The organism is Aquirufa avitistagni, assembly GCF_042715545.1.
GTDB lineage: Bacteria > Bacteroidota > Bacteroidia > Cytophagales > Spirosomataceae > Aquirufa > Aquirufa avitistagni.
In genome coordinates this window covers 296,073-322,665 of the sequence record NZ_JBBKXZ010000002.1, presented here as the reverse complement: position 1 = coordinate 322,665, position 26,593 = coordinate 296,073, and the positions used below count along the sequence as shown (strand labels likewise).

Genomic DNA, 26,593 nt, shown 5'->3' with positions numbered 1-26,593 from the left:
AGGCATCGCGTCTCAACAAAGTCCTTCGGACTCTTTCCCTCCGGACTAATTCCCTTCGGACTGACCACTGACCACTGACTACTGACTACTGACGACTGCTTTTATCACCCCCATCTCCGGCAAGTGAATCTTCGGAAATACCTCAGCGATTGCCGACCAAGCCACGTGGTGGCTGATGAAATCATGAGCATTTATCTGCTGAGTTCGAAGTAAATCCATGACATAAAGGAAGTCTTCAGTGGTAGCGTTACGGCTACTCATGAGCGTCGCTTCGCGTTTATGGAATTCGGGGTGGATGAAGGAAATAGCCTCTTTTTGAAGCCCAATGAGGATATATTGGCCGCCGTGGGCGATTTTGGCAAAACCAGATTCGATGGCGTTGCGGTTTCCGGTGGCGTCGATGACCGTTTGATAACTTGTTTGAGAAGCCGCTCGTACGCCTAATTTTTCCGTACAAAATGTCAAACGCGCCGCATTCGGTTCAGCCACTTCGACCTGTGCTCCTTGAATTTTTGCCAGTAATATGGTAAACAATCCGATGGGCCCGGCACCCATGACAAGCACCTTTTCGCCCGCCTGAATTTTTCCGCGACGCAGTCCATGGGCGGCGATGGATAAGGGTTCTACCAGGGCTAGTTCGTCTGCCGAAAGCCCGTTCCCGGCTAAGATAAATCGGTCCTCCACGGCGATGTATTCGCGCATGCCGCCATCGGTGTGCACACCAAAAACCTGGATATTTTCACAACAATTCGGTTTGGCTTGTTGGCACGTGGAGCAAGTCTCACAATTAAAATAAGGGATAATCGTCACCAATTCACCAGTTGAAAATTGCTCGGATTCTACGACTTCGGCCGCCAATTCATGCCCTAAAATTCGGGGATATTGAAAGAAGGGTTGGTTTCCAGCAAACGCGTGTATGTCGGTGCCACAAATGCCTATCGCGCGGACACGCAACAGCGAATATCCGGCTGGACGATGAGGTATTTCTGTTTCTTGTAATTCAAAAGTTCCCGGTTGGGCGCACGACCAAGTTTGCATTCGGATTAAATCGGTTTAGGTTTCTGAAATTAGCAATTTTAATTAAATTAGTCTCCATAATTCTAAACCGCATGAAAATCAAGTACTTATTTCTAGGCTTATGCCTGATCTCTAGCGGCCTTTTTGGCCAAAAAACCTATCAAAATAATTGGGAGTCTATTGACAGTCGGCCTGTGCCAACCTGGTTTGAAGATGCCAAATTTGGCATATTTATTCACTGGGGTTTGTATTCGGTTCCGGCCTATAGCCCAACCGGCCGTGATAAGGTAGGTGTGTATGATCGCTATGCGGAATGGTACTGGCGTCGCTGGCAAGAGCCAAATAAAACGCAATCGTTTTTTACAAATTTTCACAATAAGGCGTTCGGCCCGAATGTCAAATACCCAGATTTTGTCAATTACTTCAAGGCCGAAATGTTTCAGCCCGATGAGTGGGCGCAGCTATTCGAAAATGCCGGTGCGAAGTATGTGGTCTTGACGTCGAAACACCACGAAGGATTTACGCTTTGGCCATCGAAACAATCATGGAATTGGAATGCGATGGATGTAGGTCCCCACCGTGATTTGTTGGGCGATCTAACCAAGTCAGTAAAGAATAAAAATATCAAAATGGGCTATTATTATTCCTTATTGGAATGGTATAATCCGTTGTACAAGAAAGAAACGTTGAACGAATACATCGACCAACACATGTTCCCGCAGATGAAGGATTTAGTGAATACCTACCATCCGGATTTGGTTTGGACGGATGGCGAGTGGGATTATACGTCGGACAAATTACGTAGCACCGAATTTTTATCGTGGTTGTACAACGATTCGCCCGTAAAAAATTCCGTGGTGGTTAATGACCGTTGGGGCAAAGAAACCCGCAGTAAGCACGGTGGATTTTATACCACGGAATACGATTTAGTACATGATGGCGATGCGAATGGCTTGGATTTTGGTAAACCATGGGAAGAGTGCCGCGGGATTGCGGGATCGTTTGGCTATAACCGAAATGAGAATTTGGAAGACTATTCGAGCTCGGAGCAACTGGTGCACATGTTGATCAATAAGGTGGCTCGTGGCGGGAATTTATTGTTGAACATTGGGCCAACGGCCGATGGTCGGATTCCGGTGATCATGCAGCAACGCCTAACGGATATTGGAACGTGGTTGAAGGTCAATGGCGAAGGAATTTATGGCACGCGCAAGTGGGCGAAAGCACCTAAAGTTCTGCCTACGACCAAACAATATTTCACGCAAAAGGGTAATGATTTGTATTTGATTACGACGGAATTTCCCACGGCCGCGCTTCAGGTAGCTGGGGTGAAAAAACCAGTTTCGGTGACGCTAGTAGGGTCGAATGTGGCCGTTAAGTCGACCTTTAAAAACGGAGTCTTAAGCATTGCTCCACCGGCTGTTACACCGGGGAATAGTCCGTGCCAATATGCGTGGGTGGTTAAGTTGGCAGGCGTTTTATAAATTGTAGAGACGCGAAACTTCGCGTCTTATTTTATCGATCATAAAAATTGTCGATATCGATCATTATTTAGCTTTTTATGATCGATAAATATGTTTTTTGTGATCGATAAAGTAGCCAATTCCTAAAAAACATGTAGATAGAGAATCTTTCGTTGGATTAGGGAGAGTTTGTCGTGATTCTAATTTTGTCTTGTAGCGCTCGTAATTTTTCAATTAAATCAATAAAAGCGGGCGCCTTACCATAAATCATATTCAGTTTCATTTTCTCATAGTCTTCCTCGTATCTTTCCAAAATAGTATTAGGAGGAAGAAATGAAATGCTTTGCATCCCATGATTTTCATAATTAATTCCCGTTTGTCTAATGTAGTGCTGTCTGTGTGCAATGGATTCGATGGTATAGCGGAGTGTCATCTAGAGCGATGTTAGCGTAATTTGATTCACTTAAGAGGAATAAGTCATATAAATGTCTCGACATTCTTACATGGCGCATTTCTAAAGTGTCTTTTGTAAATTCTTCGTGCAATAGAAATACTTTTTCTAATAACGTAATTTGAGGCTCGATACATCGTACTTGAAATGGTTCACTTAGCTCTAATTGAGTCAGTAAGCCTCCTATCAGAGAAGTTAATTGCCTCATTTGGGTACTTTCATTAATGGACCTAGCACTCACTTCTACTTTTATCGTATCGGGCAAGTAGTCGACGTTATCTAAGATCGAAACATATTCAATTATAATTTCCTGTGGGTCCGCTGTGTCTCTCCTTGTTTTGGGGATGGGTGTTGCCTTGCAACTAAATAGTTGAGCAGGCACTCCCATTTCGACAAGAGCCTTTTCAAGCTCTTTTCTAAAGTTGCTGCTGACGAATTCGCTGGATATTCTTTTAAGTTTTTTGATTTGGGAATAGGACAAGTCTTCTCCAAATCCGTAAAACGATCTATCAATTGACAAATCAATATCCTCCGAAAACCTTTCAATAATCTGCCACGCCTTACTTAAAGAAGTCCCGCCTTTGAAATGCAGATGATGGGCATATGGCGTTTTAAATACAGCATCTAACACCATTGTGACCCAAAGGTCCTTTTCTAGCGCCTTTTCATTTATCCCACTTTGAGCACTTGCTTGCTGTAAGATTATCTTGCGATCTTCAATCGCTAGCTTAAACCATTTCATGGGCTTATGATTTTGAAATGATCGATAAAAGTTCTTTAGCAATCCAAGATGGGGCTAACATCATGTCATTTTCTAACAGCGTGGGATCTTCGTTTTGAAGTAAAACCTTTATTTTATTTGCCAAGGTTTCATCAAATTCACTTTGTCCCATCTCATCCATGGCAAGAATGATAAGAGAACTTATGGGGCCCTTTAAGGCTAATTTTTTAGGACTTGCACTTTTAAAATGTATCTCATTTTCCGCTACATGGTATGTTCTGGGTTGGCCATTGGTAATGTATACATGCCTAGTTGGCACTTGTTCAGACAAGCCTAATTTATTCAGGGCACTAATTCCGGTTGACTTAATTTGTATGTGATCTCTCGATGCAATGGCATTTGCAATCATTTCAAGTGATGGCTTGACGGCGCCAATTAGATCGTGGAATTTGGGAATATAATAGATTCCATGAGCCAGTCTTTCAATTTTATTTTCTTTAACTAAACGGGAGAGTGCCATTTTAATGGCATCGTCTGTTCCGAGCATGCGAAATTCCGTAGGGAAAAAAATGTCTCCAGGGGCCTTTAAATTAATCTTGTCTAGAATTGTTTGGTGTACGCTCATAAATCAAAGGTAAGATTATTGTTACTAATTTATATAAAAAAGTAACAAAATGGTTGCATTTCTCTAATCGACTCAAAATGATTTTGCATGCATTTGATATCCAGGTCATCTCTTATGCATATTCAGTAAATTTTATGCATTTTGCGCTTTACAACGCGTAAGCCTCTAAACAAATTTACATGATACACACGATGCGCTGGTTCGGACCGAACGACCCAGTTTCGCTGATGGATATTCGTCAAGCTGGTTGTACCGGCGTTGTCACCGCATTACACCAAATTCCCGTGGGGGAGGTTTGGCCGATAGAAGCCATCCAAGAACGCATTTCCATCATCGAGGCAGGCAATCAAGATTGGACGCCTCTTCATTGGTCGGTGGTAGAATCTTTGCCAGTTCATGAAGGGATTAAGAAAGCTTTGCCTTCGCGCGCGCAGCTCATTGAAAATTATAAGACATCCTTACGAAATCTAGCAGCTTGTGGCATCAAAACCGTTTGCTATAATTTTATGCCCGTGCTCGATTGGTCTAGGACCAAATTAAACTTCGAGATGCCAGACGGCGCACGCGCCTTACGTTTTGTGTGGACGGATTTCGCGGTCTTTGATTTGCATATTTTACAGCGGCCGGGAGCAGCTGCGGATTACACGCCAGCAGTACAGGCTGCGGCTGCTCAGCGTTTCGCTACCATGACTGCTGAAGAAAAAGCGGAGTTGAAAAACACCGCACTATTAGGTCTTCCCGGCTCCGAGGAGGCCTTCCATTTAGAAAATTTCCAGAGTCTTTTAGACGAATACAAAGATATTTCGGCCGACCAATTGCGCGAAAATCTGCACTTTTTTGTGCGATCCATCGCGCCTTTGGCACAAGAATTAGGGATTAATTTATGTATCCATCCGGATGATCCTCCATTTCCTTTATTAGGCCTACCGCGCGTGGTGAGTACGGAATCTGATTTGGCGGCATTGATGGCTGCTTCTCCAGAACGCGCGAACGGCATTACGTTTTGCACCGGTTCGTTAGGGGTGCGGGCAGATAATGATTTGCCTGGGATGCTTCGCCGCTTTGCCGATCGCATTCATTTCTTGCATTTGCGCGCAACTTTTCGGGAACAAAATGATCCTTTGATTTTCCACGAGGCGCCGCATTTAACGGGCGACGTTGATATGTTCGAGGTTGTCAAAGCGGTCGTTGCAGAAGAAAAACGAAGAGGAGGCGCGGAGATTCCGATGCGCCCCGACCACGGTCACCAAATGCTCGATGATCTGAAAAAGAAAACCTATCCAGGCTATTCGGCCATCGGACGTTTACGCGGACTGGCTGAAATACGCGGACTCGAATTAGCGATTCGCTCGTTTTTAGCGGCGTTTTTTGTCGTGTGTAGTTTTGCCCTGAAGGCAGATGACGGCTACCGCTTGTGGTTGAAATTCGACAAAGTGGCGTCCGCTTCTCGCTATGCTCCGTATGCGGCATCGATATCTTCCGAATTTTCATCTACGCCGATTTTAGAGACGGCACGCAAAGAATTAACTCATGGATTGAAAGGTTTGACAGGAGTTGCGCCTGCCAACTTACCGAAGAATGGAAGCATTCAATTCGTGCTAGATGCGAAAATTCCAGCGGAAGGATTTGAGATTCAAGTAGACCAAAAAGCAAAGATCAGCGTCGAAGGCGCCAGTATCGTTGGCCGTAAGTATATCCGAATCAAAGCCAGCACCGACCGCGGAATTCTGTACGGGGTGTTTGAATTATTACGGACGATCCAACAAGAAAAGCCGTTGGCAGATATCAGCTCTTCGCCCAAAGTTAAATTCCGCATGCTGAACCACTGGGACAACGTGATGGGAACGATCGAGCGCGGTTACGCAGGGCAATCGCTCTGGAAATGGTATGAATTACCCGAAACGGTCGACCCGCGTTACACGGATTATGCGCGCGCGAATGCGTCCATCGGGATCAACGCGGTTTCCGTGAATAATGTGAACGCCTCCGCGCGGTTCATGACACCGGAATACTTAACCAAAGTCAAAGCCCTCGCAGATGTCTTTCGTCCGTATGGGATCAAATTATTCTTATCGGTGAATTTTGCGTCTCCTAAAATCCTAGGCCGACTGAAAACATCGGATCCCTTAGACCCTGAGGTTCGCGCCTGGTGGCAAGCGAAAGCCAAAGAGGTCTATCGCCACATCCCGGATTTTGGTGGTTTTATCGTGAAGGCCAATTCAGAAGGTGAACCAGGGCCACAGGAATTCGGTCGCACACACGCGGATGGTGCGAATATGTTGGCGGAGGCGGTGCAACCATTCAATGGAATCGTCATTTGGCGTGCCTTCGTTTACGCGCCTAATCCGAAGGGTGATCGTTTCAAAGAAGCCTACACCGACTTCAAGCCATTAGACGGAACCTTCGCGAAAAACGTGATCGTTCAAGTAAAAAATGGCCCCATCGACTTCCAACCGCGGGAACCTTTTCACCCCTTATTTGGCGCGATGCCAAAAACACCTTTGGCCTTAGAATTTCAAATCACCCAAGAATACACGGGTTTTAGCACGAATATTTTCTATCAATCCATCCTGTTTAAAGAGTGCTTGGATTCAGATACCTACCAAAACGGCAAAGGTTCCACAGTCGCGAAAGTCATCGATGGAAGTTTAGGAAATGATCAAATCACGATGATGGCCGGTGTGGCGAATACGGGGTCGGATCGGAATTGGACGGGGCATTTGATGTCGCAGGCCAACTGGTATGCGTTCGGGCGTTTGGCATGGAATCAAACCTTGAGCTCCGAGCAGATTGCCGATGAATGGGTGAAGCAGACCTTGACGCGCGATTCAACAGCAGCGAAAACGGCGGCTGATATTCTGATGAAATCGCGCGATACCTATGTGAAATTCACGACCCCTTTAGGATTACACCACGTGATGGGTCAAGGAATTCACTGGGGACCGGAGCCCTGGCTGGAGCGTAGCCAGCGCCCCGATTGGACCTCGATTTATTACCACCGGGCGGATACGTTGGGCTTGGGTTTTGATCGAAAAGCGACGGGAAGTAATGCCTTAAGTTTATATCATCCAGAGGTGGCGAAGCAATGGAATGATCCAGCAAAAACGGATTTGAATTATTTATTGTGGTTTCACCACGTAGGCTGGAAAGAGAAATTGTCTACAGGCCAAACGCTTTGGGACGAATTCTGCTTCCGCTATAATACCGGTTTGAAAGAAGTGGAGGCGCTGCAACGCGATTGGGATTCGTTGCAAGGCAAGGTAGATCCGGAGATTTTCGCGGATGTGAAAGGGCGGCTAGCAGCCCAACAACGCGAGTCAGTTTTATGGCGCGATGCGAATTTATTGTACTTCCAAACCTATTCGAAAATGCCAATTAGCTATGGAACGCCGACGCGGACTTTGGCAGAGATAAAAGAAATTGTACGTATATACCAACTGAAATAAGATGCAACAACCATTCTCATTGCATGGGCGCGTGGCGCTCATCACGGGCGGCGGAACCGGAATCGGGTTCGATATCGCGAAATGTTTTTTAGCGTCTGGCGCGACGGTCGTGATTACCGGTAGGCGCGAAGATGTATTGAAAGAGGCGGTTGCCAACTTAGGTTCAGGAGCGCATTATGCGGTGAATGATGTGGCAGATTTGAGTTTGACCACACAGCTGGTCACGGGTCTCGTCGCGAAACATGGCGCCATCGATATCCTAGTAAACAACGCGGGCATCAACATGAAGCGCCCGGCAATCGAAGTTTCGGATGATGATTTTGCGCATATTATTAACGTGAATTTAAATGCTGTTTTCTCCTTAACACGGGAAGTAGGAAAACATATGTTAGCGCGAGGCAAAGGCTCCATCATCATGATCTCCTCCATGGCAGCTTACTACGGAATCGATCGTGTGGCGGCATATGCGTCGTCAAAAACCGGTATATATGGACTAGTGCGCGTGCTCGCTTCGGAGTGGTCGGGCAAAGGCGTTCGCGTGAATGCGATTGCACCTGGATTTATCGAAACGGCGATGAGTCGGACGGCGATGAATTCGGATCCGGATCGCAAATACAAGGCAATGGATCGCACGCCGATGGGCCATTTCGGGAAACCGGAGGATATCGGCTGGGCCGCGGTGTACTTAGCTTCGGATGCATCCAATTACGTAACAGGCGTCTCAATCCCGGTTGACGGCGGGAATTCAATCGGATTTTAATGAAAGGAAATTACCGCTGGGTGGTAGTCGCCCTCTTGTTTTTTGCCACGACGATTAACTATTTGGATCGCCAGGTGATCGGCTTATTGAAGCCCACGTTGGAGAAAGAATTAAACTGGTCGGAGACGGATTACAGTTTTATCGTGATGTGTTTCACGGCGTCGTATGCAATCGGATTGTTGGCTTTTGGGAAGGTGATCGATAAGATCGGTTCCAAAATGGGCTATGCTATTTCGATTGTCATCTGGTCGATTGCGGCGATGGCGCACGCCTTGGCGAAAACTACGTTCGGTTTCGGTGCGGCGCGGGCGGCGTTGGGAGCTGGTGAAGCAGGAAATTTCCCGGCGGCGATTAAGACGGTGGCGGAGTGGTTTCCGAAACGGGAGCGTGCTTTGGCAACAGGTATTTTTAATTCCGGAGCAAACATCGGAGCGATGGTCGCGCCCATTATGGTGCCTTGGATTTTAGGCGCGTATGGTTGGGAAGAAGCCTTCCTCATAACAGGGGCAATCGGATTTATCTGGTTGGCCTTGTGGTGGGTATTTTATGAGATTCCCGCGAAACACAAATCCGTGACACCAGAGGAATTAGCGCACATTCAAAACGAAGAGGAAGAAAATACGCAGGTGGCACCTATCGCCTGGTCTAAACTTTTTGGGTATCGCCAAACTTGGGTCTTCATCGTGGGCAAGTTCTTCACGGATCCAATCTGGTGGTTTTTCTTGTTTTGGTTGCCCTCTTATTTCTCGACGACTTTTGCGTTAGACTTGAAAAAGCCGAGTTTGCATTTGGCGATATTGTTTACCTGTACGTCGATCGGTAGTATTGGCGGAGGCTATATTTCTGGTTGGCTAATGAAGAAAGGTTGGCCGGTGTATAAGGCGCGGAAATATTCGATGTTCTTTTTTGCTTTGTGTGCCGTGCCGATTATCGGGGCACGCTGGGCGACGGATATTTGGCAGGCTGTTTTCTTAATTAGCATTGCAGCATCTGCGCATCAGGCATGGTCGGCAAATATTTTTACCACCGTTTCAGACATGTTCCCAAAGCATGCGGTTTCTTCGGTGGTGGGAATTGGCGGTTTGGCGGGCTCGTTGGGCGGCGTGATTTTCCCTTATATTATTGGCGTAATTTTAGATTCCTACAAGGCAGACCAGGCTTTGTCGGCCGGATATAATGTTATATTTGTGGCTTGTGGCTGCGCGTATTTGTTTGCGTGGCTGTTAATTCATTTTATTTCGCCTAAAATGGAGGCGGTTAAATCGTAGAACTATGAAAAAATTATTGATTGCTTTGTTGGCATTTTCTTCCAGTGCATTTGCACAAGAACACCATCCATTAGAGGGTGCGTGGGACTTAACGGTGGCGATGGAAAATCGCAATGGTGGAGTTTCTTCGGCTCCTTCGTGGTTGGAGGTTCGTCACTCAGGACACAAGACCTTGTTTGGTCATTTTGTGGGTGATGGCGGTTCTTCGCGTCCGATTGCTGAGGTGTTTTTTAAGGATGGCCACGTGTCGTTTAAGATTCCACCACAGTGGGAAAAGGAAGAGGCGTATTTGAGTTTTGAAGGAGATTTGAAGGACGGTAAATTATCGGGAACTATTGTTAAGCCAAACGGGAAAGCGATGGCATTTACGGGCGTTCGCGCACCGTCGTTGTTGCGAACTCAGGCACCTGTTTGGGGCAAGCCAATTAGCCTATTGAATGGAAAAGATCTAACGGGTTGGAAGGCTTTGGGCCCGAAAAACCAATGGGTTGTGGAGAACGGCGTGATGAAAAGTCCAGCGTCTGGGGCCAATATTTGCACGGAGCAGAAGTTCACAGATTTTAAATTACACATCGAGTTTCGGTTGCCACCGGCAAGTAATAGCGGGGTGTATTTGCGCGGTCGCTACGAGGTGCAGGTGGAAGACAGTTACGGAAAAGAGCCATATAGCATTTATTTAGGCGGAATTTATGGGTTTATTGACCCTTTGTTCCAAGCTGCTAAGCCGTCGGGCGAGTGGCAAACCTACGACATCACCTTAGTGGGACGTAAAGTTTCGGTTACGTTAAATGGTCAAAAAGTTATCGTTGAATCGAATATTCCGGGTATTACAGGAGGTGCGATGGATAGTGACGAAGCAGCACCAGGTCCGATTATGATTCAAGGGGATCATGGTCCGGTAGAATATAGAAACATTATCATTACCCCAGCAAAATAATGAAAAAGAGCCTTTTGACAGAAGATTGGACCGTAGTCCTTTTTGGATTTATCATCATTGGAGTTGCCCTAGTAGGGGTGAAAATTCCATCCCCATCTTTTGGCTGGGAAACCACGAGTGACTTGACGGAAAAAGTGCTCACGACGGGCAACTTGATTAAGCTCGGTCAGATTTTTGTTTTCACTTTTGTAATTGCCTTGCTCGCGGCTAGCGTATTAGGCAAGAGTGTCGCGGGAACGGCCAAAGGTTTCCCTATTGTCTTTGTACTTACCTCGCTTGCCTTAGTGCTAGCGGGTAATGCTTTCTTGAAAAATTGGAATCTGGAAGCGGTGATTTTCAGTTTGACCATTGGGCTCTTGTTGAGTAATTTTTTCACGCTGCCTGCTTGGTTGACCGAAACACTTTCGACGGAATTGTTCGTTAAAATCGGCTTGATCCTATTGGGGACGAGCGTGATTTTTGGGGACATATTGAAAGCAGGATCGCTCGGTTTAATTCAGGCTTTAGTGGTGGTGATTTCGGTGTGGTACTTTGCTTTTTGGGTTTCCAAAAAAATGGGCATTGATGAAGAGTTCGCCATTATGATTTCGAGTGCGGTGTCTATCTGTGGCGTTTCAGCTGCGATTGCCACCTCCGGAGCGATTAAAGGGGATTCGAAAAAGTTGTCGTATGTGATTTCGATCGTCTTGATTACGGCGATTCCGATGATCATCTTTTTGCCATTTATTGCGCAGGCCTTAGGTCTTTCGCAGGCCGTTACGGGGGCTTGGTTGGGCGGTACGATTGATACGACAGGTGCCGTCATTGCATCGGGAACTATGGTGGGTGAGGAGGCTTTGAAGATTTCTACGATTGTGAAATTTTCTCAAAATGTTCTTTTGGGATTTGCTGCATTTGCTATTTCGATTTATTGGACGATGACCAATAACCAGTCGGCAACGGTGAAGGAATCTAAGCCAACTGCCGCAGTTATTTGGGAGCGCTTTCCTAAGTTCGTTATCGGCTTCATCGCCGCATCTTTGCTTTTCTCGTTCGTGATTTCTCCGGAGACAATCGAAGAGGTTAAGGGAGGTTTCAAATCTTTGCAGGGACTTTGGTTTGCGTTGGCATTCACGAGCATCGGACTAGAAACCAAGTTTTCAGACTTGTTTTCGAAGGAGGGCAAAAAGCCTTTATATGCCTTTTTAATCGCGCAATTGTTTAATGTATTTGTGACACTTACGGTCGCTTATGTACTATTTAACTAGTTTATTTTTGGTGATTAGCCTGACTTTATTCGGTCAGGCTAACATACCTATTTGTCACGTTCCTACCCCCACGCGGTTAAAGCAGATTCGTACGGCTAAGCCGAAAGCAACACTTAAATCGGTCGTGGGCATGAAGCGAATTCCTGCTGGAGTTTTTTCCATGGGTTCGCACGATGCGCAAGGACGCGCGGATGAATATCCCCTACATCATGTTCATGTCAATGCTTTTTGGATGGATGAAACGGAGGTGACGAATGCCGCGTTTGCTGCTTTTGTCAAAGCCACAGGCTACCTCACGACCGCAGAAAAAGCGATTAATTGGGCTGAACTGGCGAAGCAAGTTCCCAAAGGAACTCCCAAACCCGCAGACTCCCTGCTGGCACCTAGCTCACTCGTTTTTGTTCCTAGCGCCGGCCCTGTAGATTTATATGATTATTCCCAATGGTGGGCGTTTAAAAGAGGGGCGGATTGGAGACACCCCGAAGGTCCGGGTTCTAGCATTAAGGGGCGGGAAAATCATCCTGTTGTTCATGTTTCGTGGGACGATGCGGCCGCGTATGCCCGATGGGCCGGCAAAAGATTGCCTACCGAAGCTGAGTGGGAATGGGCTACCCGAGGCGGGTTGAAAGACAAGGTTTACCCGTGGGGGAATGAATCTGTAAATAATGCACCCTACAAAGCCAATAGTTTTCAAGGGCATTTCCCCTATGAAGATCAGGCTTTGGATGGGTATAAGTCGACGACCGCGCCTGTGAAATCTTTTGCTCCCAATGGATTTGGGCTGTATGATATGGCGGGAAATGTGTGGGAGTGGTGTTCAGACTGGTACCGTTCTGATTATTACAAAAAGAGCCCGGTCATTAATCCCAAAGGACCATCGTCAAGTTATGATCCGGATGAGCCGGGAGTCCCTAAGCGCGTTATGCGGGGTGGCTCTTTTCTATGCCATGATGGCTACTGTTCCAGCTACCGCAGCGCTGCGCGGATGAAGTCGAGTCCTGATTCGGGCTTGCAACATACAGGTTTTCGCTGTGTGAAAAACTAATAGAATATTTAGTCTATGGTTTTTATAGAATAAATAATATCTTTGCAAAATGAAATTTGTATTTTTCTTTTTGGCGCCAATGTTTGGTCTATTTGCTCAACACAAAATTGAGCATCAATCCCAAGTTTGGTACGGGTATTATGTAGCTTACCCCATCAATAAAACATGGTTTGTGCAAGGGGAAGTACATACACGGCATTTTGTTGACCCGCTTGTACATCATCAGAACGCATTTCGTGCGCACATACATCGGACATTTGGGGAGACTTGGGAAGTTTCTGCCGGAGCAGCTATATTTTTAAATACGCCAAACGATCCGCGTACATCTATACGCCTAGCCATCCCAGAATATCGACCACATGTAGATATTGTCTACCGACACCGTTTGTCGGCATTTCGCTTAGACCATCGTTTTCGTTCCGAAATGCGGTTTAATCGGGGAACAGATGTATCCCGTACGCAGTTGACCGATGCCGTTAATTTTAACAACTACCGATTTCGCTACCGCATTCAGGCTTTATTCCCATTAGTGAAAACGATTCAGGGCAAAATTAATACCGAGATTCTATTGAATGCGGGTCAAGAAAATCCGGCGAATGTATTAGATCAACACCGGATGTTTGCCGGATTGAGCATTCCTGTTCTTGATAATTTGACGGTGGATGTCGGGTATTTGCATGCGTTTCAGCAAAGACCTAATTTGAATTATTATGATCGGAGTATCCTCAGTTTAATGGTGTATCACCAGATTAAATAGAGTAGACAGTTGATTGATATTCCTCGTCAAAACAAGGTTTTTCCGTAAATTTGGCGAACGTACATCAACAAACTTATGATTCAAGTATTCATCACCGGCGGAACCTTTGACAAGGAGTACAACGAACTCAACGGGGCACTCTACTTCAAAGAAACCCACTTACAAGAAATGCTCGAGAAAGGGCGCAGCAGACTGGAACTGCAAACCGAAACGCTATTCATGAAAGATTCCCTTGAATTCACAGATCTCGACAGAGAAAAAATTCAAGCAGCTTGCGCTGCCGCAACGAGCAACCGCATCCTCATTACCCACGGCACAGACACCATGACGCAAACTGCAGAGTATTTGGCAAACCGCATCCAAGACAAAACCATCGTTCTTACTGGCGCCATGATTCCGTATAAATTTGGGTCTTCAGATGGGATGTTTAATTTAGGAAGCGCTTTGGCATTTGTCCAACTCCTTCCTCCAGGCGTTTATATCTCCATGAACGGTAAAATTTTCCCAGCCGGACACGTGCGTAAAAATCTCGCTCGCGGCGAATTTGAAGCTATTTAAACATGTGATCGCGCGGAACTTGACTGAAATATGTCAAGTTTTTGTATCATCCTAAGTGAATTTTCGCAACTTTGTAGCTTGAATTCATCAGCATATTATGTCATCAACCAACTCGCTTAAAGAAGAAGCCCTCCATTACCACGCCAAAGGCAGACCCGGTAAAATTGAGGTGATTCCATCCAAAGAGACCGCGTCCCAAAAAGACTTAACGCTCGCCTATTCGCCTGGCGTGGCTGATCCCTGCCTCGAAATCGCAGCTAATCCGGAAGACATTTATAAATACACGGCCAAAGGAAACTTAGTTGCCGTAATCTCAAACGGTACTGCCGTGCTTGGACTCGGTGACATCGGTCCCGGCGCCAGCAAACCCGTTATGGAAGGCAAGGGGCTCTTGTTTAAAATCTATGCCGATATCGATGTTTTTGACTTAGAATTAAACACCAAAGACGTCGACGAATTCGTTCGTACGGTGAAAATATTAGAGCCTACGTTCGGTGGGGTCAATTTAGAAGATATCTCCGCTCCCGAATGTTTCGAGATCGAAGAACGATTAAAAGCGGAATTGAATATTCCCGTCATGCATGACGATCAGCACGGTACCGCGATTATTTCCGCAGCCGCGTTGTTAAATGCGCTCGAAATTGTGGGCAAGGATATCGCCCACATTAAAATCATCATCAACGGGGCCGGCGCTTCAGCGACTTCTTGTACCCGTTTATATTGTTCATTGGGCGCTAAAAAAGAGAACATTTTGATGTTCGATTCTAAAGGACTGATTCACCCGAGTCGCACCAACTTAGATGGTCGCAAATCCGAATTTGCGAATGGACATTATCCGGCAGAAACGACTTTAACCGAAGCGCTTGTAGGTGCTGATGTATTTGTGGGCCTTTCCAAAGGAAATATCCTTACCGAAGAAATGATTACCCCGATGGCCAAAGACCTAATCGTTTTTGCCATGGCAAATCCTACGCCTGAAATCGCCTACGAAAAGGCCATGAGCGCGCGTAAAGACATTATTTTTGCGACCGGTCGTAGTGATTATCCGAACCAAGTGAATAATGTGTTGGGCTTTCCCTACATTTTCCGCGGGGCACTTGATGTGCGCTCGAAGGTCATCAACGAAGAAATGAAATTAGCCGCGGTGTATGCCTTGGCTGATTTGGCCAAAAAGCCAGTTCCTGATATCGTTAACCTAGCGTATGATCATGACAACCTTGTTTTTGGTCGTGAATATATTATCCCTAAACCGGTAGATCCTCGTTTGTTGACCACCGTCGCTCCGGCCGTTGCCCGCGCCGCCATGGAAACGGGTGTGGCTAAATTCCCGATCCAAGATTGGGATGCCTACGAGTTGCAATTGTCCAAACGTTTGGGACTTGATAATACGTTGATGAAGGTGATCATCAACAAAGCTAAATCGAAACCGAAACGTGTCGTTCTAGCCGATGCGGAGAACCTTTCTGTGTTGAAAGCGGCCAAAGAAGTCCGCGAGGAAGGCATCGCAACCCCAATCTTGTTGGGTAATCGCGAGGTGATCGAACAGATGTTGACCGATAATAAAATTGACCTGCCCAATGTCGAAATTATTGATCCGTATGTTCCGGCAACGAAGGAAGATAAGGCTCGTTCAGCGCGTTACAGCGAGGAGTTTTTCTTGCGTCGCCAGCGTCAAGGATACAACAAAGCGGAGGCTCAAAAAATCATTCGTCGGCGAAATTATTTCGGCAGCATGATGGTGGATATGGGTGACGCGGATGCCATGATTGGGGGTATGAGTCGGAATTATCCGGACACCGTTCGCCCAGCGTTGCAGACGATCGGTCGGAAAGAAGGCGTACAAAAAGTGTCGGGTATGTACATTTTGATGACGCGTTTTGGCCCGTTATTTTTAGCGGATACGACGGTGAATTTCAACCCAACCGCAGAAGAAATTGTAGAGATTGCGGAGCTTTCAGCGAAGCAAGTAGAGAAGTTTAACATCAAACCTCGGATTGCGCTGATTACGTATTCCAACTTTGGAAGTGCGGATGGGGATGATGCGAAGAAGATGAAGAAGGCGGTTCAAATGCTGAAACAACGGAATCCAAAAATGATTGTGGATGGCGAAATGCAAGCACATTTACCGTTCAATTTGGACTTGATGAAAGAGAATCATCCGTTCAGCGATTTGGCGGAACAAGGCGCGAATGTCTTGATTTTCCCGAATTTATCGTCGTCGAATATTGCTTATAACTTGGTGAAAGAAATTGCGGATATCGAAAAAATCGGGCCTATTCTTTTAGGTTTGAAGAAACCGGTGCACGTCGTGCAGCTCGGTTCCACGACCCGAGAAATTGTCAACATGATTGCCATCGCGGTGGTGGATGCGCAAATGAACAAATAAGAAAAAGGGGGCTAGTCGAAAGCCCCCTTTTTTATTGAATATGTATCACCACGCGGCGATAGCGGGTTAATGCGGGTGAACCGCTATCCGTTCCTTCCACCACCACGTGGTAGTTATCTCCTTCTTTAGCGGTCGCAGGAATGGTCACTTCGATATTATTTTCCAGCATGTTAACATCTGCTTTCCCACTTCCAGTTTCCGGATACGGCCAAACACTTAATTTCACCACTTGCCCATCGGGATCTTTCGTAATCACATGTAGGGTTAATTTTTGCCCAGCTTTTCCGTGGATATTCATTCCTTCTGTGACGGTGATTTGTGGCGGATGATTCGCATCTCGGAATGCCTTGACGGACCAGTCGGCGCGCGCCGCGAAATCTTCTTGTGCGGCAATAAGCCAACGGGTCTGTGCATAATTAACATCCATTTTCCCTGTTTCTGGATTGAAATCAGCGGCTTGTTCGTTGTCCTCGTAGCGGTATGGATTGTCTTTGGCTTGAACGAAACGGCCGCCCCAGCCGCCAAAAGAGGGATTATTTAAGTTGTTCAATCCCACGTCCACTAAGTGTAAAAAGGCTGGAGAATCGCCTTCGGAGATGAAATCGTAAGGAACGAATGAGCCCCATTGGGCGTTCGTTAATTTGGTCGGATCGCCATGAATGTGCTCGTCATCGCCGGGCTGTTTTTGACCATCGCCATAGGAATAATACATTTTTAGGAGCGGCCCGTGGTCCAAGATAATTTTGTTGGCCATATACGGCCCCTCGAAATACGGCTGCGTGGCTTTGGGCATGAGACGTTTCCAGGGATAGGCAAAGCTGCCAAATTGGTGTGCGTTGTAAAACACGCGTATTTCAGGCCAATGCCCCCCAATGTAATTTTTGTACGTCGCGTCTTGATCCATCACCGTATAGATGATGGCCTTTTTTGAAATTTTTGCTTTAATCGCCGGCCAGTTTTTGTCGGCCGAAAATTGTTCTTCAATCGATTTCAACGCGCGGGCAATCGTGTTCGTGCCACCCCAAGCTTGCAGGTAAATGGGTTCCGGATCTTTGTCGAGAAGCTTCGCTTTGATCCATTCAGATCCTTCGGTGACTTGTTCCATTTCGCCTTCGAAGTCGATGTTCCCTACTTTGACTAGGCTGTTTAAATAGGCTGGACTTGGGTAGTTTTTGTCATGTAAAATTAAGTTGGGATGCACCTGCGCATACGCCTTCAGCAGGTCCTGAATCCAGTTGACCCCTGGCCAGCGCAAATCCGTTTTTGACCCGTACATGTTGCGGGTCATCTCCATCTCGGAGGTAAATTTGGTTCCTTTTCCGTCGCCTTTGTAGTGCCACATGGAGCTGGAATAAATGAGTCCTTCGACGTGGTATTCATTGGAATAATAAAGCATGCGAATAAACGTGTCCACATCGTCGATTTCCCCATCGGTCGTCACGATGGTCCGGGGGAGATTGCCCTTCGCCAATCCCATCAGCGAAACGCACAGGAGGAGTGCTCCTAAAAGTAATTTTTTCATAGTTGGTTTGATACACTGCCGGTGGTCAACGACCCCGTCAGTGTATCGCGAAGTTAGCGGAATTCGAGGATAATGTCTGTCCAGGTAATTGATAAATTACCTTTGGGCTGTCCAAAAAGTTCTAATTTTCGCTAGCTTTGGCATAGCTTGGAGCTATGCCAAAGCTAAGGCTGAAACGCCTTTTTGCCTTAAATATACGGGTGTAATTCCGCGCGCAACAAACCACTTCCGCCACCAAAGTGTTGGATAATGGGAACCGAAATCGCGTCGCGAACCAGTTCTTCATCCGCTGGCGAAACGCCGCTACTCAACAGCAATACATCCATCGGAATCCCAGGAGCTAACACCTCCTGGGCATCCTGAAATCCGCTGGCCGTGAACTCGGGGTAGTTGCCTATTAAGCGCACCAGCAATTCCACGATGTCTTTATTGCCGCCAAAAATCACGACATGTTTCATAATTGCATGGGAACTTCCATGAGTAAAATTTCAGCGTCTTGACTCATTTCGCTGAATGAAACGGAAGCCGCATCGCGAATACCGAGGCCATCACGCGAAGCTAAGGCCTGCCCGTCTACGGTCACTTCGCCGCTTAAAACGAACACATAAAGGCCATTTCCAGCCTTTTTGATGCTATATTCAGCCGACACCCCCGCATCGAATTTCCCGATATGAAACCAAGCATCTTGGTGAATCCACACTCCCGCATCATCCGCTGATGGCGATAAAATCTGATCAAACTTATTGGCACGATTTGCTGGATTCAACTCGATTTGATCATACCGTGGCGTTACATTTTTCTTATTTGGGAAAATCCAAATCTGCAAAAACTTCACCGCCGCGTCTTTATTTCGATTGTATTCGCTGTGGTAAATCCCCGTCCCCGCACTCATCACCTGAATTTCTCCATGGCGAATCACGGTTGTATTCCCCATGCTATCCTTGTGCTCCAGATCCCCTTCCAGCGGAATACTGATAATCTCCATATTATCGTGTGGATGTTGGCCAAAGCCCATCCCACCCGAAACGGTGTCATCATTTAATACGCGAAGTGCACCAAAATGGATGCGTTTCGGATCGTAGTAATTCGCAAAACTGAAGGTGTGAAAACTTTTCAACCAGCCATGATCTGCGGCTCCGCGGGTTCCCGCTATATGTAAGTCATAAGATGTCATTTCAATTCTTCGCTTTAAAGGTCCATGAGATGGTAAATTCAGCGACTTGTTGGCCAGCTGAATTTGTTCCCACCGACTTTGAAACCAATTTACTTCCTGAATTGTTCACGAGTGCTTCTTCGACTGCGGCTTTAAATGCGAGGCCATCTTCGCAGGTGAAGTGTACAACGCCAGTCGCTTTTTTGGTGAACGTGGCCTCTACTTTTTCTACTAGCATGCTGACGGCGGGATCGCGTTTGTAGACTTGACCGAAGGCCAACATCCCCGCGCTCATTTCCGCGGCCATAGCCTCAACGGCAAAGTAGATGGAACGAAAGGGATTTTGGCTAAACCAGGAATATTTCACCCGAACGACGCATGTTTTTTCGTCAAAATGCGCGATCGAAAGTCCAGCCCAAAATGCTGCGGAAAGCTTTTGAAAGATAAATATCTTGAATAAAATGGGGTTTGTGATGAGCCGTTTGAAGGCTGGAAAGTTTGGATTCATCTTATAAAATAAATGGAATGAGGGCCTTAACTCGTTGTTGGTACGCTTGATATTCTGCACCGAAAATGGCAATTAATTTCCGTTCTTCCAAGCGGTAACCGATGCCGATATAGATGTAGGATATGACTAATGTCAATCCCATTTTCTGGGTAGGCAGACATAAAAACAGGCCAAAAATGAGCACAATGGTCGCGAAGTAAAGGGGATGGCGCACATATTGATACATTCCTTTTTGGACTAACAGGGGGGATGCTTCTTTTTTAATGCCTAGAAATTCGGCACCATCAAATGCCTGAAAGGCGCGAACGAGCAAAACCAATCCTGAAGCCAGGCAAATTATGCCGAGGTACCAGGTCCATGCGGGAAGAGGTAGCGCCTGATTGGGCGCTGAGATGCTACCATATAAGAGCGGTAATAAGCTCGAAAATGCGATGATATTGTAGCCAATTCGATAAAAAGGAAAGACGGTTGGGAGCGTTTTTTCTACCCAATTTTTCACTTGTGTAGCTGCCAAAAAACTATGGACAAAAAAGTATGCCGCCCATGCGCTTGCGAGTAAATAGATTTCCATGGATGCTAGTTGGCAATTTTCTTCCTCATTTACACCTTTTTCTTATAATTTTACGGACATGACGATTCAAGAAATTCCCCTCGAAACGGTTTGGCAAATTCGCCATCAGGTCATGTGGCCGGAGCGCGACCCAAGCTTTGTGCGCATTCCTGAAGATGCGGAAGCGAAACACTTCGGGGTCGTTATGGCCGATCAAGTTGTCTCGATTATTTCACTTTTTGAAACACCCGAAGGCCTTCAATTTCGAAAATTTGCGACGCTTACATCGGAGCAGGGAAAGGGGTATGGATCTTATTTATTGCAACATGTGATGGATACGCATCCAGGTCAAAAAATTTGGTGTCATGCCCGGGTCGAAAAACAGGCTTTTTACGAGAAATTCGGCCTATTTGCACGTTCGACTACCTTTGAGAAGTCTGGGAAAAGTTATGTGCGTATGGAGCGCGATTAACGTCCAGCGTCTCGGGACGTAAGTTCAAAATAGAAGTAAGTCCGGAGTCAACAGTCCGAAGGGAAAATTGAACATTGGGCCATCTTTTATAAAATTGATTTCAAATCAGGTAACGAAGAAAAAAATCCTCCGGACTAACGTCTAACGTCTAAAGTCCAACGTCTAGCGTCTACTTGTGAAACCATTTCGCATACTCCACATAATTCATCGCCGTCCGCATAAAAACAGCTGCCGCATCGTCACTTACCGGCTTCAAAAATTTTGCCGGGTTCCCCGCATAAATACTACCTGCCGGAACGCGCGTATTCGATGTCACCACGGCACCCGCGGCAATAATGGAACCTGTCTCAATCACCGCCCCATCCATCACGATAGCGCCCATGCCGATCAGCACGTGGTCCTCAATCGTGCAGCCATGCACAATGGCGTTATGCGCCACCGACACGTAATTTCCGATGGTCGTTTCGGTATTTTGGTACGTACAATGAATCACGGCACCATCCTGAATATTCGTATAATTTCCAATGCGAATCCGATTCACATCCCCTCGAACCACCGCATTAAACCAAACCGTGCAATGCTCCCCAAAGGTCACATCACCCACAATCGTGGCATTCGGCGCTTGCCAATTTTCCGCGCCAAACACAGGCGAAACGCCCTTTACTGGTAAGATTAATGCCATTTTCCTTGTAGTTTCATTACCTTTTCAATCACATCCCGCACGGCTCCCTTTCCCCCTCCAAACGGCGAAACATATTTTACCGCTTGTTGGATCTCCGGAATCGCATCCGCCGGACACGTACTCAACAGCTCCGGTCGCGACAAGATTTTTAAGTCGGGAACATCGTCGCCCATGTATAATACTTCGGATTCTTGTAAGCCGGTTTGGGCCAACCACTCCAAATAGGTTTCCAATTTGTCCTTGCCCCCCAAACCAAAATAAATATCTTGAAATTTTAGATTTTCTAAGCGCTTTTTCACGCCCGCATGGCCCCCGCCCGTAATCACACACATCCGATATTCCGCCATCCGCGCCCGCTCAATCGCATACCCATCCCGAATAAAAAACGTGCGGTAATGTTCCCCACTTTCGAGCACATGCACGGAACCATCCGTCATCACACCATCTACATCAAAAACAAATGCTTTAATGGAGGAAAATAAGGAAAGGACGTTCGACATGTTTGGGGGATTTGTGCCAACAAATATCTGCAATTTTTACGTATTTTTACCCCCATGTGGAATCGAATTATTTGGTGTTTATGCATTTGCCTGGTTATGCCAAAGGCACTGCATGCCCAGCAATTTACAGGTAATCCGGATCGCTTTGCCAGCGAGGTTGCCAGCTGGATGCTTCAAAGCAAATACCAAGATGCACCACAAATTGCCGCCAAATGGAGCACATTTTGGCAGTCCACCCCGCAAGAAAATCTACGCACGCAAATCACCCAAACTGCCACAAAAGGCATGCGTTCGCCTCAAATTGCCTACTTATTCGTGCGCGTCTACCTACAGTCTTCATCCGAATTGCAATCGGAATTGCTGCAGATTTGGCCAAAAATACTCGAAGCAAAAGACCCCAAAATTGCCATCGCTTTACTCGAACAAATCGATTCCTGGCAGTATAATCAAACGCTGAGCGGAACAGGGAACTATCAAATTCGAATCCAAGGAAACCTACATCTCGCGTGGCACCAAACCCAAGCCGTCGTTTCCGAAGCGGATAGTTGGGATTCCGAATCTCCCCTCAGTGACGCCACGCCTACCTTTACTTTTTCAAACGGACCTACGCTGACATGGAATAAGGCCGTTTTACAATCCAAAATTTCACGCGATAGCCTTGAAATCGCGCCTGATTATTTTCAATGGTCAATCAAAGATCGGCTCGGAATCGGGACGTTAGCACGCCTGAAAGGTGGCGCTTACGGCGTTTGGGAGATAAAAACGTTTCAATTAATCCCACGAAAAGGGGTGTTGGTCAGCCAAGAAGGAACGCTGAAATTAGGTGAACGCCTGCTCGAAGGGTCAGGTAAATTATCCCTCAAACGCAAAGCAGGAACGCCATTTTTCTCCTTTGATTTCCAGTCAAAAACAGAATTAAAAGAACCGTTGCAAGGCTTGTATTGGAAGGCGTTTGGTCGTCTAAACATCCAAGATAATAAGCAAGGAATTTCCGCTTATGGATCTTCGCCGGCGCGGATTGAAGTCTATACACAAAAACAGAAGTTAGCTGAGTTTAAGACGCCATTGGCATACATTAGTGCCGACGAGAAAATTCAGATGCCACAGGGAGAATTCACTGCGTTTGTTGGCCCTAAAGATTCCCTTTATCACGCCAATGTGCGCGCGAATTGGGTTCCTGGAGAGGAAGCCTGGCACATAAATCTGAACGAAAGCAAGCAAATGTTTGAAGAAAGTTTTCATCAAATGCGTATTGCCGGGGATTTGGCCATTCTAAAAGTGGCTGCCCGCATGATCGATTTTTACCGTGTTTCGGGACGGGCTCAAGTACCTGCTTGGGTTGAGTCATTCGATTTTTTTGACGCTGAACGCATCGACTCCGAACAAGGAATTTTGACGTATGACCCGCTTCGCGTACTGTATAATTATTTGAATGAAACGAAACAAAACGAGGCCTATTTGGGGGATATCGCCACCCGGTATCAGCGGGATCCTAAAACGCTACAAGGCGGCTTCGAACAATTTAAACGTGCAGGTTTATTGAATTATCATGCGTCCACCGATCGGGTTTCTTGGACACGCCTCGGGAAACATTATGCCCAAGTTAAGTTTGCCAAAAAAGACTTTGATCGGTTTTATGTTCCTTCCTATGGCAACCTAGTACCTCGGGATTCGGCTAATATTTCCCTGGATTTGGCACAAAAAAAACTGATGGTGCGCGGGATCAAAGAAGTCATGGTTTCCGATTCGCTGAAGGCCAATTTCCTTCCTTCCGATTCCCAAATTTCCTTCAGCCAAGGACGTGATTTTGACTTTAAAGGGGAAATTAAAATAGGCAATTACCGCTTTCGTGGCCCCGCATTTTATTTCAATTTCACCAATTTTGCGGTCCAATTTGCCAAGATTGATTCCATTACTTTCCTGCCAAAAAACAGCTCACATGAAGTGGGCGGCCAATTTAAATACGAAGCTGGGACCATTTTACTAAGCCCACCATCCAACAAATCAGGCCGGAATGGCATCGCGGCTTATCCCAAATTACTTATTCCGAATGGCGTCGTTTCTTATTTCGATGAAGACTGGCGCGCGCAAGGCGTGTATACCAAAAAGCATTATTTCAAAGTTCCGCGTATCGAATTAGATAGCCTCACCCAAAAGGAAATAACGTTTCAGGGGAACTTTTATTCGGAGGGGCTGCTGCCCCCCTTGAAGGCCTCTTTGGTGTTAATGCCCGACCAATCTTTTGGTTTTCAATATACCAGCAAATCGCCGCTTGAGATTTATAAAGGACAAGCCAAATACACACTTAGCGCTCCACTAACCATGAATCGTGCGGGTCTGCAAAGCCAAGGTAGTTTGCAATATCTCGGTCTACTAGCCCAAGAAAAAGCAACCCATTTTTACCCCGATTCTTTGATTTCATCGGGAACAGAAGCTAAAATAACATCCGTTTTTGGGGGCAAATCTATTTTCCCGGAAGCTAAAATTCCTGCCCATAGTTTGCGCTGGATTCCATCGCAAGACAGCTTGTGGATCCAACCTGAAAAAACGTCAATTTCGCTTTTCCAAAATCAGGTGCAAGTAGAAGGCCGACTCGGCATGCATCAGAAACAAGTATTCGCCCAAGGGAAAATGACGTTTAGTGATGGGGTTTTCGTGGGGAATAATTTCCGATTGAATGCAAACTCGTGGCATGGAGATCAAGTGGAGATGAAGATAGGCCGACAAATGGCTTTGTTCAAACCTGCGGTTCAAGCGCAGTCAGTAACCATTGACGCGACAGTGGGTACAGGAAAAATGACAATCAAGCCGATGAAAGGCGAGGAAAGCCCTATTGTTTTTCCGTTTATTGCCTACCAAAGTACACTCAAAGATGCTGTTTGGGATACGCAAAATCAGACGTTTAAAATGACAGGAAAGTCCGGGTTTGAACTGCAGCGTTGGGCAGAAAATGACAGCTTAATCCCAGATCAATCTCAAGGGCTCATTCGTGCAAATACAGCAGAATATGACTTGAAAGGCCAAATTTTATCCCTCGGAGGCGTCAAAGAGGTAGGCTCCGGACCAAGTCAAATTTATCCTGCAAAGGGCCTATTTGGTCTACAAAAAGATGGGGCCTTTAAACCATTTACCGGCGCTAGAGCCTTGTTAAACGGAACACATATGTTGGCCGACCTAAAAGTAACCGAAGGCAATTCGACATCCTGGAAGGGCGAGGCGAATTATTTATATCCGCGGAGTGATGGGGATACAGTGAAGGTGACCTTGCGCAATTTTGCCTTTGTGGAGTCGGTTTTGGCGAATAAAAAAACAGAAACGGTCATCACGGCGGAGGGTTTAATTTCCGAGAAAACGCCTATGAATTTTAGTAAACATCAACAATTTAAGGGAGAGGTTGCACTGAATTCCGGAAAGGCAAATTTACAGTTTAAGGGATTTTTGCGTCCGGTTCTAGGCTTACCCAATTTCAAAGCGGCATGGATTCCTTTTGAGAATGCAAAGGGCGAAACGCCTACACTTAAGCTAGATCCAAGTGTTCGCGATGAGGCCGGTCGGCCAGTCACCGCCGGAATTTTTATCAATGCGGATAATAAATTATACCCGACATTTTTGGGTCCTGTTTCAGACGATTTAGATCCCGTTTTGTTTCAAGCGGAGGGGGAAGTTGTGGAGGAAAAGGATCGTTATGAGGTGAAGGGGAAAGATTCAGAAATTCGTTTGTTTGTAGAAAAGCGGCGTATGGAGGCGGAAGGAGCGGTGCAATTATTTACAGGGAATAAGCCGATCAAGGCATTTGGGAAAATTGATATGTCCACGGATTCCTTGGTGCCACGATTGGAAACTTGGTTAAGTCTGCAATTTGTTTTCCCGCCAAATCTACTCAAAGTGATGGGTGATCGCATCGTCAAGTTTGGGTTAGATGAAGGAATACCGGGAGAGTCTGCGGATGAACCTGAAAATCGAGATGCCTATTTAAAACGAGCAGCTCAGGTGTTGGGGCGTCCAATTCCGGAGGCGATTCGCACCAAAATGGATCAAGTTCATTTGGGCTTAGACAAGGTAGCTCCGGAATTTGCGGGCAGTATTAATCTTTCGGCGGTTCGTTGGGTTTGGTCACCAAACACGTCTTCGTTTTATTCGGTGGGAGGTTTGCCGGTAGTGAACGTGGGTCCGGTGGATGTGAATAGTACGTTGAAAGGATATATGGAGGTGATTAAAAAGCCGAGCAAAGAAGAGTTCTATGGCTATTGGGAATTGTCGGAGGACCTTTGGTATTATTTTGCCTATTTTAATGGCGAATTAGGTGTTTATTCGTCGGATAATGCGTTTCTTGCGGCGATTCGCGAGGCGGTGAAGGGAGATAAAAAGGGAAAATTGGCCGTTGTGGAGGCCGCAGCGGATGAAAAGGATGCATTTTTAAAGCGGTTTTTAAGTTATTATCGTGGGGTGTCACCAGCTAAAAAAGCAGCACCTGTGAAGAAGTCGGCACCAGCTAAGCCGGCGGTAAAAAAGGGAGGATTTTAAT

At 46.3% G+C, this 26,593-nt stretch carries 22 protein-coding genes; 12 read left to right on the top strand and 10 right to left on the bottom strand.

Annotated features, from left to right (window positions below; all coding sequences use genetic code 11):
- Positions 1-78: 78 nt before the first annotated feature.
- Entirely contained in the window at positions 79-1,038 is a 960-nt protein-coding gene (locus tag U0R10_RS07255; RefSeq protein ID WP_377983294.1) for a zinc-binding alcohol dehydrogenase family protein, read from the bottom strand.
- 71 nt (positions 1,039-1,109) lie between these two features.
- Here U0R10_RS07255 and U0R10_RS07250 point away from each other — a divergent pair, with 71 nt between their 5' ends.
- Complete coding sequence (locus U0R10_RS07250; protein ID WP_377983293.1) at positions 1,110-2,501, top strand: alpha-L-fucosidase; 1,392 nt, start codon at positions 1,110-1,112, stop codon at positions 2,499-2,501.
- 359 nt (positions 2,502-2,860) lie between these two features.
- Here the strand turns inward: U0R10_RS07250 and U0R10_RS07245 are convergent, their stop codons facing one another.
- Positions 2,861-3,673, bottom strand: coding sequence for a nucleotidyl transferase AbiEii/AbiGii toxin family protein (locus U0R10_RS07245; protein WP_377983292.1), 813 nt, complete (start codon positions 3,671-3,673; stop codon positions 2,861-2,863).
- A gap of 4 nt (positions 3,674-3,677) precedes the next feature.
- On the bottom strand, positions 3,678-4,277 hold the full coding sequence (locus U0R10_RS07240; protein WP_377983291.1) for a DUF6088 family protein: 600 nt from the start codon (positions 4,275-4,277) through the stop codon (positions 3,678-3,680).
- Between the two features lie 179 nt (positions 4,278-4,456).
- On the opposite strand from U0R10_RS07240, the gene uxuA reads away from it, so the two are divergent.
- From uxuA to U0R10_RS07195, 9 genes are all read left to right on the top strand, one after another.
- Positions 4,457-7,723, top strand: a complete 3,267-nt coding sequence (gene uxuA, locus U0R10_RS07235; RefSeq protein ID WP_377983290.1) for a mannonate dehydratase — start codon at positions 4,457-4,459, stop codon at positions 7,721-7,723.
- Position 7,724: 1 nt separating this feature from the next.
- Positions 7,725-8,483, top strand: a complete 759-nt coding sequence (locus U0R10_RS07230; RefSeq protein ID WP_377983289.1) for an SDR family NAD(P)-dependent oxidoreductase — start codon at positions 7,725-7,727, stop codon at positions 8,481-8,483.
- Positions 8,483-9,751, top strand: a complete 1,269-nt coding sequence (locus U0R10_RS07225) for an MFS transporter (RefSeq protein WP_377983288.1) — start codon at positions 8,483-8,485, stop codon at positions 9,749-9,751. The genes U0R10_RS07230 and U0R10_RS07225 overlap by 1 nt, the downstream gene beginning before the upstream one ends.
- A gap of 4 nt (positions 9,752-9,755) precedes the next feature.
- The gene (locus U0R10_RS07220) at positions 9,756-10,688 is read left to right on the top strand and encodes a 3-keto-disaccharide hydrolase (RefSeq protein ID WP_377983287.1); all 933 of its coding nucleotides are present in this window, start codon (positions 9,756-9,758) and stop codon (positions 10,686-10,688) included.
- Positions 10,688-11,935 carry a YeiH family protein gene (locus U0R10_RS07215; protein WP_377983286.1) on the top strand — a complete coding sequence of 416 codons (1,248 nt, stop codon included), beginning with the start codon at positions 10,688-10,690 and terminating at the stop codon, positions 11,933-11,935. Before U0R10_RS07220 ends, U0R10_RS07215 begins: the two co-directional genes overlap by 1 nt.
- Positions 11,919-12,980 carry a formylglycine-generating enzyme family protein gene (locus tag U0R10_RS07210; protein ID WP_377983285.1) on the top strand — a complete coding sequence of 354 codons (1,062 nt, stop codon included), beginning with the start codon at positions 11,919-11,921 and terminating at the stop codon, positions 12,978-12,980. The genes U0R10_RS07215 and U0R10_RS07210 overlap by 17 nt, the downstream gene beginning before the upstream one ends.
- A gap of 49 nt (positions 12,981-13,029) precedes the next feature.
- On the top strand, positions 13,030-13,737 hold the full coding sequence (locus U0R10_RS07205; RefSeq protein WP_377983284.1) for a DUF2490 domain-containing protein: 708 nt from the start codon (positions 13,030-13,032) through the stop codon (positions 13,735-13,737).
- Positions 13,738-13,812: 75 nt separating this feature from the next.
- The gene (locus U0R10_RS07200) at positions 13,813-14,295 is read left to right on the top strand and encodes an asparaginase domain-containing protein (RefSeq protein ID WP_377983283.1); all 483 of its coding nucleotides are present in this window, start codon (positions 13,813-13,815) and stop codon (positions 14,293-14,295) included.
- 97 nt (positions 14,296-14,392) lie between these two features.
- Entirely contained in the window at positions 14,393-16,681 is a 2,289-nt protein-coding gene (locus U0R10_RS07195; protein ID WP_377983282.1) for an NADP-dependent malic enzyme, read from the top strand.
- Positions 16,682-16,712: 31 nt separating this feature from the next.
- Here the strand turns inward: U0R10_RS07195 and U0R10_RS07190 are convergent, their stop codons facing one another.
- From U0R10_RS07190 to U0R10_RS07170, 5 genes are all read right to left on the bottom strand, one after another.
- On the bottom strand, positions 16,713-18,203 hold the full coding sequence (locus U0R10_RS07190) for a DUF1593 domain-containing protein (protein ID WP_377983281.1): 1,491 nt from the start codon (positions 18,201-18,203) through the stop codon (positions 16,713-16,715).
- A 188-nt stretch (positions 18,204-18,391) separates the two neighbouring features.
- Positions 18,392-18,622, bottom strand: a complete 231-nt coding sequence (locus U0R10_RS07185) for a hypothetical protein (protein WP_377983280.1) — start codon at positions 18,620-18,622, stop codon at positions 18,392-18,394.
- Between the two features lie 35 nt (positions 18,623-18,657).
- Entirely contained in the window at positions 18,658-19,377 is a 720-nt protein-coding gene (locus tag U0R10_RS07180) for a pirin family protein (protein WP_377983279.1), read from the bottom strand.
- A gap of 1 nt (position 19,378) precedes the next feature.
- Positions 19,379-19,864 (bottom strand): DUF4442 domain-containing protein, encoded by a 486-nt coding sequence (locus U0R10_RS07175; protein WP_377983278.1) that lies wholly within the window; start codon positions 19,862-19,864, stop codon positions 19,379-19,381.
- Between the two features lies 1 nt (position 19,865).
- A complete protein-coding gene (locus U0R10_RS07170; protein WP_377983277.1) occupies positions 19,866-20,435 on the bottom strand; it encodes a methyltransferase family protein in 570 nt (189 codons plus the stop codon).
- On the opposite strand from U0R10_RS07170, the gene U0R10_RS07165 reads away from it, so the two are divergent.
- Complete coding sequence (locus U0R10_RS07165; RefSeq protein WP_377983276.1) at positions 20,434-20,886, top strand: GNAT family N-acetyltransferase; 453 nt, start codon at positions 20,434-20,436, stop codon at positions 20,884-20,886. The two genes, U0R10_RS07170 and U0R10_RS07165, sit on opposite strands and share 2 nt — an antisense overlap.
- Positions 20,887-21,055: 169 nt before the next feature.
- Here the strand turns inward: U0R10_RS07165 and U0R10_RS07160 are convergent, their stop codons facing one another.
- Positions 21,056-21,568, bottom strand: a complete 513-nt coding sequence (locus U0R10_RS07160) for a gamma carbonic anhydrase family protein (protein WP_377983275.1) — start codon at positions 21,566-21,568, stop codon at positions 21,056-21,058.
- Entirely contained in the window at positions 21,559-22,068 is a 510-nt protein-coding gene (locus U0R10_RS07155; protein WP_377983274.1) for a KdsC family phosphatase, read from the bottom strand. The genes U0R10_RS07160 and U0R10_RS07155 overlap by 10 nt, the downstream gene beginning before the upstream one ends.
- Before the next feature lie 96 nt (positions 22,069-22,164).
- Between U0R10_RS07155 and U0R10_RS07150 the strand changes: the two genes are divergently transcribed.
- Complete coding sequence (locus U0R10_RS07150) at positions 22,165-26,592, top strand: hypothetical protein (protein WP_377983273.1); 4,428 nt, start codon at positions 22,165-22,167, stop codon at positions 26,590-26,592.
- Position 26,593: the final 1 nt, after the last annotated feature.